This is a genomic window from Paracoccus sp. SCN 68-21 (assembly GCF_001724535.1).
In the GTDB taxonomy this organism is placed as follows: domain Bacteria; phylum Pseudomonadota; class Alphaproteobacteria; order Rhodobacterales; family Rhodobacteraceae; genus Paracoccus; species Paracoccus hibiscisoli.
In genome coordinates, this window is the sequence record NZ_MEES01000030.1 from 17,856 (window position 1) to 27,928 (window position 10,073).

A 10,073-nucleotide genomic window follows, 5' to 3' on the forward strand; every position below is an offset into this window, starting at 1 on the left:
ACCACGGTGCCGAAAGGCTTGCAAGGTGCTGAAACCGCGCTTAAAGCGCACCCATGACCCAGCACCAGCGCCTACTGATCATCGACTTCGGCAGCCAGGTGACGCAGCTGATCGCGCGTCGCCTGCGTGAACTGAACGTCTATTGCGAAATCCACCCGTTCAACACGGTGACCGACGACCGGCTGCGCCAGATGGCGCCACAGGCGATCATCCTGTCCGGCGGCCCCGCCAGCGTCACGACCGATGGCAGCCCCCGCGCGCCCCAAGCCGTGTTCGAGCTGGGCGTGCCCGTCTTTGGCATCTGCTATGGCCAGCAGGTGATGATGGAGCAGCTGGGCGGCACGGTCGAGGCCGGGCATCACGCCGAATACGGCCGCGCCTTCATCGCGCCCGCGCCCGGACACAAGTCCGACGGCATCTTCGCGGGCCTTTTCGGGACCGGTCGCGAAGAGGTCTGGATGAGCCATGGCGACCGCGTGACCGCGCTGGCGCCGGGCTTTCAGGTCATCGGCACCTCGCCCAACGCCCCCATGGCGATGATCGCGGACGAGGCGCGGCATTTCTATGCCGTGCAGTTCCACCCCGAGGTGCATCACACCCCGAACGGCCGCATCATGCTGGAGAACTTCGTCCGGCTGGCGGGGTTCACCGGCGACTGGACCATGGCCTCCTACAAGGACGAGGCGATCCGCAAGATCCGCGAGACGGTGGGTGACCGCCGCGTCATCTGCGGCCTGTCCGGCGGCGTCGATTCGTCAGTGGCGGCGGTCCTGATCCACGAGGCGATCGGCGACCAGCTGACCTGCGTCTTCGTCGATCACGGGCTGCTGCGGTTGAACGAGGGCGAGGACGTCGTCAAGATGTTCCGCGACAACTACAACATCCCGCTGATCCACGCGAACGAGAGCGACCTGTTCCTGGGCGCGCTGGAGGGCGTCAGCGACCCCGAGGTCAAGCGCAAGACCATCGGCCGGCTGTTCATCGACGTGTTCCAGAAATACGCCAGCCAGATCGACGGCGCCGATTTTCTGGCCCAGGGCACCCTGTATCCGGACGTCATCGAAAGCGTCAGCTTCAGTGGCGGCCCGTCCGTCACGATCAAGTCGCACCACAACGTGGGCGGCCTGCCCGAAAAGATGGGCCTGAAGCTGGTCGAGCCGCTGCGCGAGCTGTTCAAGGACGAGGTCCGCGAACTGGGCCGCGAGCTGGGCCTGCCCGAGAGCTTCATCGGCCGCCACCCCTTCCCCGGCCCGGGCCTGGCGATCCGCTGCCCCGGAGAGATCACCCGCGAAAAGCTGGAGATCCTGCGCAAGGCCGATGCGGTCTTCATCGACCAGATCCGCAAGCACGGTCTGTACGATGAGATCTGGCAGGCCTTCGTCGCGATCCTGCCGGTGCGCACCGTGGGGGTCATGGGCGACGGGCGCACCTATGATTTCGCCTGTGCGCTGCGTGCGGTGACATCGGTCGACGGGATGACGGCGGATTACTATCCCTTCACCCACGAATTCCTGGGCGAGACCGCGACGCGGATCATCAACGAGGTCAAGGGCATCAACCGCTGCACCTATGACATCACCTCCAAGCCGCCGGGCACGATTGAATGGGAATGACGCGGCACCGCGCCGCATCGTGACCGGGGAACGCGCAGGGCAACCTGCGCGTCCTTGTCATTTTCGGGGGTGTGCGATGCGTCTGATCCTGATCCTGGGCGACCAGCTGTCGCATGACCTGTCGGCGCTGCGCGCAGCCCGACCCGACGACATCATCGTCATGGCCGAGGTCGCGTCCGAGGCGGGCTATGTCCCCCACCACCCGCAAAAGATCGCCTTTCTGTTCGCCGCCATGCGCAAGTTCGCGGAGGAGTTGCGCGCCCGGGGCCACACCGTCGCCTATGCCACGCTGGACGACCTCGACAACAGCCAGTCGATCCCCGCAGAGCTGCTGCGCCGGGCCGCCGATCATGGCGCGACATCGGTGATCGCGACCGAGCCTGGCGAATGGCGGCTGATCGCGGCGCTGTCCGACCTGCCCATTCCGGTCACGCAGCTGCCCGACGACCGCTTTCTGGCCAGTCATGCCGAATTCGAGGCCTGGGCCGACGGTCGCAAGGAATTGCGGATGGAGTGGTTCTATCGCGACATGCGCCGCAAGACCGGCCTGCTGATGGAGGGCGACCAGCCTGCGGGCGGCCAGTGGAACTTTGACCACGACAACCGCAAGCCCGCCCGCGCCGATCTGCTGCGCGCCAGACCGCCGCGCTTTGAGCCCGATGCGGTCACCGCGCAGGTGCTGGACCTAGTCGAGGCGCGGTTTCCCGACAATTTCGGCCGGCTGCGCCCGTTCACCTATGCCACCGACCGGGCGGGCGCGCTGCAGGTGCTGGACCATTTCATCGCGCATTCGCTGGACGAATTCGGCCCCTATCAGGACGCCATGCTGCAGGACGACCCGTTCCTGCACCATTCGATCCTGTCGCCCTATATCAACGCGGGCCTGCTGTCCCCGCTGGAGGTGTGCCAGGCCGCCGCCGACGCCCATGCCGCCGGTCGCGTCCGCCTGAACTCGGCCGAGGGGTTCATCCGCCAGATCATCGGCTGGCGCGAATACATGCGCGGCATCTATTTCCTGGAAGGCCCCGACTATACCGCGCGCAACGTGCTGGGCCATGACCGCGCCCTGCCCCCGGTCTATTGGGGGGCGCCCACGCGGATGAACTGCATGGCGCAGGCGGTGGGGCAGACACGCGACCATGCCTATGCCCATCACATCCAGCGGCTGATGGTGACGGGCAACTTCGCGCTGCTGGCGGGGATCGACCCGCATCAGGTCCATGAATGGTATCTGGCGGTCTATATCGACGCCTATGAATGGGTCGAGGCCCCGAACGTCATCGGCATGAGCCAGTTCGCCGATGGCGGCGTGGTCGGGTCGAAACCCTATGTCAGCTCGGGGAACTACATCCACAAGATGTCCGATTATTGCGGCGGCTGCGCCTACAAGGTGGCGGACAAGACCGGCCCCAGGGCCTGTCCGTTCAACCTGCTCTATTGGGATTTCCTGGTGCGCCACCGCGAGCGGTTCGAACGCAACCCGCGCATCGGGCGGGCCTTTGCCACCTGGGACCGGATGGATGCCGAAAAGCGGCGCGTGATCCGCGCCGATGCCGCGGCCTTCCTGACCCGCCTGGAGGCCGGAGAGGTCGTCTAGGCCGCTTGACGCGCGCCTGCCGCCCGGCCACCCTGCCCCATCCAGCGAAAGGACACGCCATGGACTGCGCCTGCGGCCACCACCACGCCCCGACCGCCGATCCGTCCGGCACGCCGCTGGCGCTGGCGAACCCGCCCATCGCCCTGCACGGTCGCCTGATCTGCGCCGATATGGCGCAGCTGATGATCGCGCTGGAGCTGCTGCCCGACCATGTCGCGGCCAGCCGCGCCGAGCCGGGCTGCCTGCGCTTTGACATCGCGCAATCGGACGACCCGATGGTCTGGACCCTGTCCGAGGTCTTTGCCGATGCCGCGGCCTTTGCCGCCCATCAGGCGCGCACCGCCGCCAGCCCCTGGGGCCAGCGCAGCCAGGCGCTGAGCCGCGATTTTCACCGCCATGAGGCGCAGCCCCGCATCCGCCCGGCGACCCAGGCCGACGCCGCGTCCCTGTCCGCGCTGCTGCCGCCGGGCACCCCGGCCCTTCCCGCGCTGATCGCGCATGTGGAGGGGGTGGCGGTGGCCCACCTGTCCCCGTCGGGCGTGGCGACCATCCACCCGGCCCTGCAGAATCGCGGCATCGCCGAGGCGCTGCAGGATCACGCAGCCCCCTGACCCCGGTTCAGGCCGCGTGACCGGGGCGCGCCCCCCTTGCACCCCCCGCCCCGAGGGTCCACATCTGATCCGACACACAGGAAAGGACCGATCATGGCAGGCAGAATGGTGTTCGACGCGGCGGAACCGGCAAAGGGCGAATTCGGCACCCTGCCCGAATGGGATCTGACCGACCTTTATCCCGCCCCCGACAGCCCCGAACTGACCGCCGATATCGAGGCGCTTGACGGCCAGGTCCGCGATTTTGCGGCCTCCTATCAGGGCAAGCTGGCCGATCTGACGCCCGCGCAGATGCTGACCTGCATCGAGGCCTATCAGCAGATCGACATCCTGGCCGGGCGCATCATGTCCTATGTGGGCCTGCGCTATTACCAGAACACCACCGACCCGGTCCGGGCCAAGCAGATGGGCGACCTGCAGGGCAAGATCACCGACATGACCACGCCGCTGGTCTTCTTCAGCCTGGAGTTCAACCGCATCCCGGACGCGACCTATCAGGCGGTGTTCACCGCGCCCGACGGTCCCGCCCGCTACAAGCCGGTCTTTGACCGCATGCGCGCCATGCGCCCCCACCAGCTGTCCGATGAGTTGGAGCAGTTCCTGCACGACAATTCGGTCGTGGGCGCCGCCGCCTGGAACCGCCTGTTCGACGAGACCACCGCCGCGCTGACTTTTGACGTCGACGGTGAGGTGATGGGCATGGAGGCCACGCTGAACCTGCTGTCGGATCACGACCGCAGCCGCCGCGAGGCCGGGGCCCGCGCGCTGGCCACGGTCTTTACCGCCAATGTCGGGCTGTTCGCGCGCATCCACAACACGCTGGCCAAGGAAAAGGCCATCGAGGACAAGTGGCGCAAGATGCCTACGCCGCAGCATGGTCGCCACCTGTCTAACCATGTCGAACCCGAGGTGGTCGAGGCGCTGCGCAATGCCGTGACCGCCGCCTATCCGCGCCTGTCGCACCGCTATTATGCGCTCAAGGCCCGCTGGCTGGGGCTGGATCGGCTGCAGGTCTGGGACCGCAACGCGCCCCTGCCCACCGACAGCCCGCGCCTGATCGACTGGCCCGAGGCGCAGGCGACGGTCATGGAGGCCTATCGCGGCTTTTCGCCCGAACTGGCCGATCTGGCGCAGCCCTTCTTCGACAAGGGCTGGATCGATGCGGGGGTCAAGCCGGGCAAGGCGCCAGGCGCCTTTGCGCACCCGACCGTGACCACCGCGCACCCTTATATCCTGCTGAACTATCTGGGAAAACCGCGCGATGTGATGACGCTGGCGCATGAGCTGGGCCACGGTGTCCACCAGCGTCTGGCCGCGGGTCAGGGAGAGCTGCTGGCCTCCACCCCCCTGACGCTGGCCGAGACCGCGTCGGTGTTCGGAGAGATGCTGACCTTCCGCGCGCTGCTGGCGCGCACCACCGATCCGGCGCAGAAAAAGGCCCTGCTGGCGGGCAAGGTCGAGGACATGATCAACACGGTCGTTCGCCAGATCGCGTTCTATGATTTCGAATGCCGCCTGCACGCCGCCCGTGCCGAGGGAGAGCTGACCCCCGACGACATCAACGCCCTGTGGATGCAGATCCAGCACGAGAGCCTGGGCCCGGTCTTTGACTATATGCCGGGCTACGAGACCTTCTGGACCTATATCCCGCATTTCGTGCATTCGCCGTTCTACGTGTATGCCTATGCCTTTGGCGACGGGCTGGTGAACGCGCTCTATGCCGCCTACGAGGACGGGCTGCCCGATTTCCAGCAGAAGTACTTTGACCTGCTGCGCGCGGGCGGCTCGCGTCACCACAGCGAATTGCTGGCGCCCTTCGGTCTGGACGCCTCCGACCCGGCCTTCTGGGACAAGGGCCTGTCGATGATCGAAGGCTTGATCGACCAGCTCGAGGCACTGGAGGCCTGAGGCCTCCGGAACAGGAGAACGGGATGAAACGAACCACCCTGCTGCATGCCGAACTGTCCGGCCTGATCGCCTCCTTTGGGCATGGCGATCTGCTGGTGATCGGCGATGCCGGTCTGCCGGTGCCGCCGGGTATCCGCGTCATCGACCTGGCGCTGACCCGCGGCATTCCCGGCGTCTTCGACGTACTGGACACGGTGCTCAGCGAACTGGTCGTCGAACGCGCCAGTCTGGCGGAGGAGGCCGCCCCCGATCTGCGGGCGCGCTTTGCGGAACGGGCGATTGGCCCGGTCACGCTGATGTCGCATGCGGCCTTCAAGGACCAGTCCCGTCAGGCCCGCGCCGTGGTGCGCACCGGCGAATGCACCCCCTATGCCAATATCGCGCTTTATGCAGGAGTTGCATTTTAGGAGGAACCGAACCGCTCAGATTGCGTTGCAAGGTCAGATGGTTATCCCAAAGGAGACTGAAGCCATGCAGAAGAAGATCCTGGGCCTGAGTGCCGTTCTGGCCATGATGACGCTGGCCGCCTGCGAGACCGTTCAGGGTGCGGGCCGTGACATTTCCACGGCCGGAGCCGTGGTTCAGCAGGAAAGCGCGCAGGTCCAAGCCGGGATGTGATCCCTAGCCCGCCACCTGCGATCAAAGCCCCCGCAGCACCGCTGGCGGGGGCTTTTTCACGTCCCCCCTCAGGCCGCATCGCTTTCGTGCGCGGCGATCCGCATCGCGACCTGGGCCGATCCGGACCAGACCATGTCCAGCGCATCCGGCCCCAGATCGGGACGCGGATGGCGGCTGAGAAAACAGAACATGCCGAACACGCTGCCATCGGCGCGGTGGATGGGCACGGACAGGTGGCTGCCGATGGGGATCATCTGCGTGATGGGCAGATCGACCGCGATGGCATGATCCCCGGTGTCGGTGATCAGGTTGGGCAGCCCGCCATCCAGGATATGTTTGCAATAGACCTCTCTTAGATCCATGCTTTGACTGGGGCTGATCATCGCCTCCAGCCCCGGGGCGCTGACGGCGCGAAACACGGCGCGGTCCTGAACGAATTCGGACAGATAGGCCACCTCCATCCCCAGGGTCTGGCGCAGGGTGTCCAAAGTGGCCTGAATCGCGGCATGGTCGGCCGGATGGGCGGCGATGGTCGGAAAGGTGGCGGAAGTGGGTGACATGGGTCTGACCTTGTGGCTGCTGGATTTCAGGATACCCTGAATCAGACCCGCACCGGCGCAGAGAATGACGTGGTTTTTAACGACCGGAAGGCCGCATCAGGCCCCGGCAGGAGGGGATCGGATGCGACTGGCACTCATGATTTTTCTGGCCTTGCCGCTGCCCGCCAGTGCCTTCACGGCCCGCAACGGTATGACCGTCGAACAGGCCGGCCCATCCGAGATCGCGGTGGCCTTTGCCTCGGGGCGCGCGGATACGGATTACTGGTGCGCTGCGGGCGATTTCGCCCAACGCGCGCTGAACCAGCCGGTCGGTACGCGCCTGTGGCGGGCCAGCCCCAAACCGCGCGGCTCGGGGTCCGGCATCCTGTTCACGCTGAATGCGACCAGACAGGCGCCGGGCGCGGGCCTGTCGCAATTCGGCGCGGGGCCTCGCGACGGCGCGATCTCGGTGGGACAGGCCGTGGCGGGGCACTGCCGGGTCGTGGTGCCCCTGTGGGACGATTGACGGCGACCGTCAGCTGTCCATCTTGAGCGCCTGGATAAAGGCGGTCTGCGGGATCTCGACCTTGCCGAACTGACGCATCTTCTTCTTGCCGGCCTTCTGCTTTTCCAGCAGCTTTTTCTTGCGCGTCGCATCGCCGCCATAGCATTTGGCGGTCACGTCCTTGCGCATCGCCGACAGCGTTTCGCGTGCGATGACGCGGGCGCCGATGGCCGCCTGGATCGGAATCTTGAACATATGCCGCGGGATCAGGTCCTTGAGCTTTTCAACCATCGCCCGGCCGCGGCTTTCGGCACGGTCGCGATGGACCATGATCGACAGCGCGTCCACGGGCTCGTCATTCACCAGGATCGACATCTTGACCAAGAAATCCTCGCGGTATTCGCTGATCTGATAATCAAAGCTGGCATAGCCCTTGGTCACCGATTTCAGCCGGTCATAGAAATCGAACACCACCTCGGCCAGCGGCAGGTCATAGACGACCATGGCCCGCGCGCCCGCATAGGTCAGGTCCAGCTGGATGCCGCGGCGGTCCTGACACAGCTTCAGCACGTCGCCCAGGAATTCGTCCGGCACCATGATCGTGGCCTTTATTCGCGGCTCTTCGATATGGTCGACATAGGTCAGGTCGGGCATGTCGGCGGGGTTGTGCAGCTCGCGCACCTCACCGTCGCGCATGTGCAGCTTGAACACCACCGAAGGCGCGGTGGTGATCAGGTCCAGATCGTATTCCCGTTCCAGACGGTCGCGGATGACTTCCAGATGCAGCAGCCCCAGAAACCCGCAGCGGAAGCCGAACCCCAGGGCCGCCGACGTCTCCATCTCATAGCTGAAGCTGGCGTCGTTCAGGGCCAGCTTTTCGATGGCATCTCGCAGGGGTTCGAAATCGTTGGCATCCACCGGGAACAACCCGCAGAACACCACCGGTTGCGCCGGCTTGAAGCCCGGCAGCGCGGTCGTGCAGGCGCGCTTTTCATGCGTGATGGTGTCGCCCACGCGGGTGTCGCGGACCTGCTTGATCGAGCCGGTAAAGACCCCGATCTCTCCCGGGCCCAGTTCGGCGATGTCGACCATCTGCGGGGTCAGCACGGCCAGCTTGTCGATGCGGTGGCTGGCGGCAGTCTGGATCATCTTGATCTGGTCGCCCTTGCGGATCACCCCGTCCATGACGCGGATCATCACGACCACGCCCAGATAGGCGTCGTACCAACTGTCGACCAGCATCGCCTTGAGTGGCGCGTCGCGGTCGCCCTTGGGCGCGGGCAGGCGCGTGACGATGGCTTCCAGAACCTCGGGGATGCCAAGACCGGTCTTGGCCGAAATCGGGATCGCGTCCTGGGCGTCGATGCCGATGACTTCCTCGATGTTTTCCTTGACGCGCTCGGGCTCGGCCGCGGGCAGGTCGATCTTGTTCAGGACCGGCACGATCTCGTGGCCCGCATCGATCGCCTGATAGACGTTGGCCAGCGTCTGCGCCTCGACGCCCTGGCTGGCATCCACGACCAGCAGCGACCCCTCGACCGCGCGCATGGAGCGGCTGACCTCATAGGCAAAGTCGACGTGACCCGGCGTGTCGATCAGGTTCAGGATATAGGTCTTGCCGTCCTTGGCCGGATAGCTGATCCGCACCGTGTTGGCCTTGATGGTGATCCCGCGTTCGCGCTCGATATCCATGCTGTCCAGCATCTGGGCCTTCATGTCGCGGTCGGCGACAGTGCCCGTCGACTGGATCAACCGGTCGGCCAGCGTGGATTTTCCGTGGTCGATATGCGCCACGATCGAGAAATTGCGGATGAGGTCAAGGTCGGTCATGGCCGGGCTATACAGGCCCGCGCGGGCCGCGAAAAGAGGGTTTCGCGGCCCTGCGCCATTTGGTGTCAGTCGGCGGCGGGGGTGCCCGCGGCCTCCAGCATCAGCTCGGCCACGCGGGCCGAGGATGCGGGGTTCTGGCCGGTCACCAGCTTGCCGTCCGCCAGCGCGAAGGGCGCCCAGTCCGGGCCCTTCTCATGCTGGCCGCCCTGCGCCTTCAGCTGGTCCTCCAGCAGGAAGGGCACGGCGTCGGACAGGCCGACCGCATCCTCCTCGCTGTTGGTAAAGCCCGCGACGCGGCGGCCATGGACCAGCGGATCGCCCGACGACAGGCGCGCCGACAGCAGGCCCGCGGGGCCGTGACAGACCGCGCCGATCACCGCGCCCTTGTCCCAAGCCCGCGCCAGCAGATCGCCCAGGGCCTGCGATTTCGGCAGGTCCCACATCGTGCCGTGCCCGCCCGGCAGATAGACGATATCGCAGCCCGAGATGTCGACATCATCGACCTTCTGCGTATGGGCCAACTTGTTCATGGCAGCCTCGTCGGCCAGCAGGCGGCGGACCTCATCGGTCATCGCATCGCCCTCCTCCGAGGACGGGTCGGCCGGGGGCTTGCCGCCCTTGATGCTGGCCAGCTCGATCTGCCAGCCCGCATCGGCCAGGATCCAATAGGGGGCCGCCAGCTCCTCCCAATAAAAGCCGGTGGGCTTGCCGGTCTCGCCCAACGTGTCGTGCGAGGTCAGGATGAAAAGGGCCTTGGGCATGGGGTGCTCCTCGTGGGGAATGTCGGATGGCGTCCCTGCGCCCGAATGGCGCAGCGACGTTCACCGCTCAATGCAGCCCCTGCCCCGCCGG

At 66.1% G+C, this 10,073-nt stretch carries 10 protein-coding genes; 7 read left to right on the plus strand and 3 right to left on the minus strand.

Annotation, left to right across the window (positions count from 1 at the left end; genetic code table 11):
- Positions 1-53 precede the first annotated feature (53 nt).
- The 6 genes from guaA to ABS73_RS10465 all read left to right on the plus strand — a co-directional run bounded on the left by guaA (position 54) and on the right by ABS73_RS10465 (position 6,347).
- A complete protein-coding gene (guaA, locus tag ABS73_RS10440; protein ID WP_277024792.1) occupies positions 54-1,613 on the plus strand; it encodes a glutamine-hydrolyzing GMP synthase in 1,560 nt (519 codons plus the stop codon).
- Between the two features lie 76 nt (positions 1,614-1,689).
- Positions 1,690-3,210, plus strand: coding sequence for a cryptochrome/photolyase family protein (locus tag ABS73_RS10445; RefSeq protein WP_277024790.1), 1,521 nt, complete (start codon positions 1,690-1,692; stop codon positions 3,208-3,210).
- 59 nt (positions 3,211-3,269) lie between these two features.
- Entirely contained in the window at positions 3,270-3,821 is a 552-nt protein-coding gene (locus ABS73_RS10450) for an antibiotic biosynthesis monooxygenase (RefSeq protein WP_277024787.1), read from the plus strand.
- A 93-nt stretch (positions 3,822-3,914) separates the two neighbouring features.
- A complete protein-coding gene (locus ABS73_RS10455; protein WP_277024785.1) occupies positions 3,915-5,729 on the plus strand; it encodes a M3 family oligoendopeptidase in 1,815 nt (604 codons plus the stop codon).
- Positions 5,730-5,752: 23 nt separating this feature from the next.
- Positions 5,753-6,136: a D-ribose pyranase gene (gene rbsD, locus ABS73_RS10460; RefSeq protein WP_277024783.1), complete on the plus strand. Its 384-nt coding sequence runs from the start codon at positions 5,753-5,755 to the stop codon at positions 6,134-6,136.
- 64 nt (positions 6,137-6,200) lie between these two features.
- Complete coding sequence (locus ABS73_RS10465; RefSeq protein WP_136855104.1) at positions 6,201-6,347, plus strand: entericidin A/B family lipoprotein; 147 nt, start codon at positions 6,201-6,203, stop codon at positions 6,345-6,347.
- 68 nt (positions 6,348-6,415) lie between these two features.
- On the opposite strand, the gene ABS73_RS10470 is transcribed toward ABS73_RS10465, so the two are convergent.
- Positions 6,416-6,907, minus strand: coding sequence for a GAF domain-containing protein (locus ABS73_RS10470; protein ID WP_277024781.1), 492 nt, complete (start codon positions 6,905-6,907; stop codon positions 6,416-6,418).
- A 121-nt stretch (positions 6,908-7,028) separates the two neighbouring features.
- Between ABS73_RS10470 and ABS73_RS10475 the strand changes: the two genes are divergently transcribed.
- A complete protein-coding gene (locus ABS73_RS10475; RefSeq protein ID WP_277024780.1) occupies positions 7,029-7,412 on the plus strand; it encodes a hypothetical protein in 384 nt (127 codons plus the stop codon).
- Positions 7,413-7,421: 9 nt separating this feature from the next.
- Here ABS73_RS10475 and lepA read toward each other — a convergent pair whose 3' ends face one another.
- Positions 7,422-9,221, minus strand: coding sequence for a translation elongation factor 4 (gene lepA, locus ABS73_RS10480; RefSeq protein WP_277024777.1), 1,800 nt, complete (start codon positions 9,219-9,221; stop codon positions 7,422-7,424).
- Positions 9,222-9,286: 65 nt separating this feature from the next.
- Positions 9,287-9,982, minus strand: coding sequence for a type 1 glutamine amidotransferase domain-containing protein (locus ABS73_RS10485; protein ID WP_277024775.1), 696 nt, complete (start codon positions 9,980-9,982; stop codon positions 9,287-9,289).
- Positions 9,983-10,073: the final 91 nt, after the last annotated feature.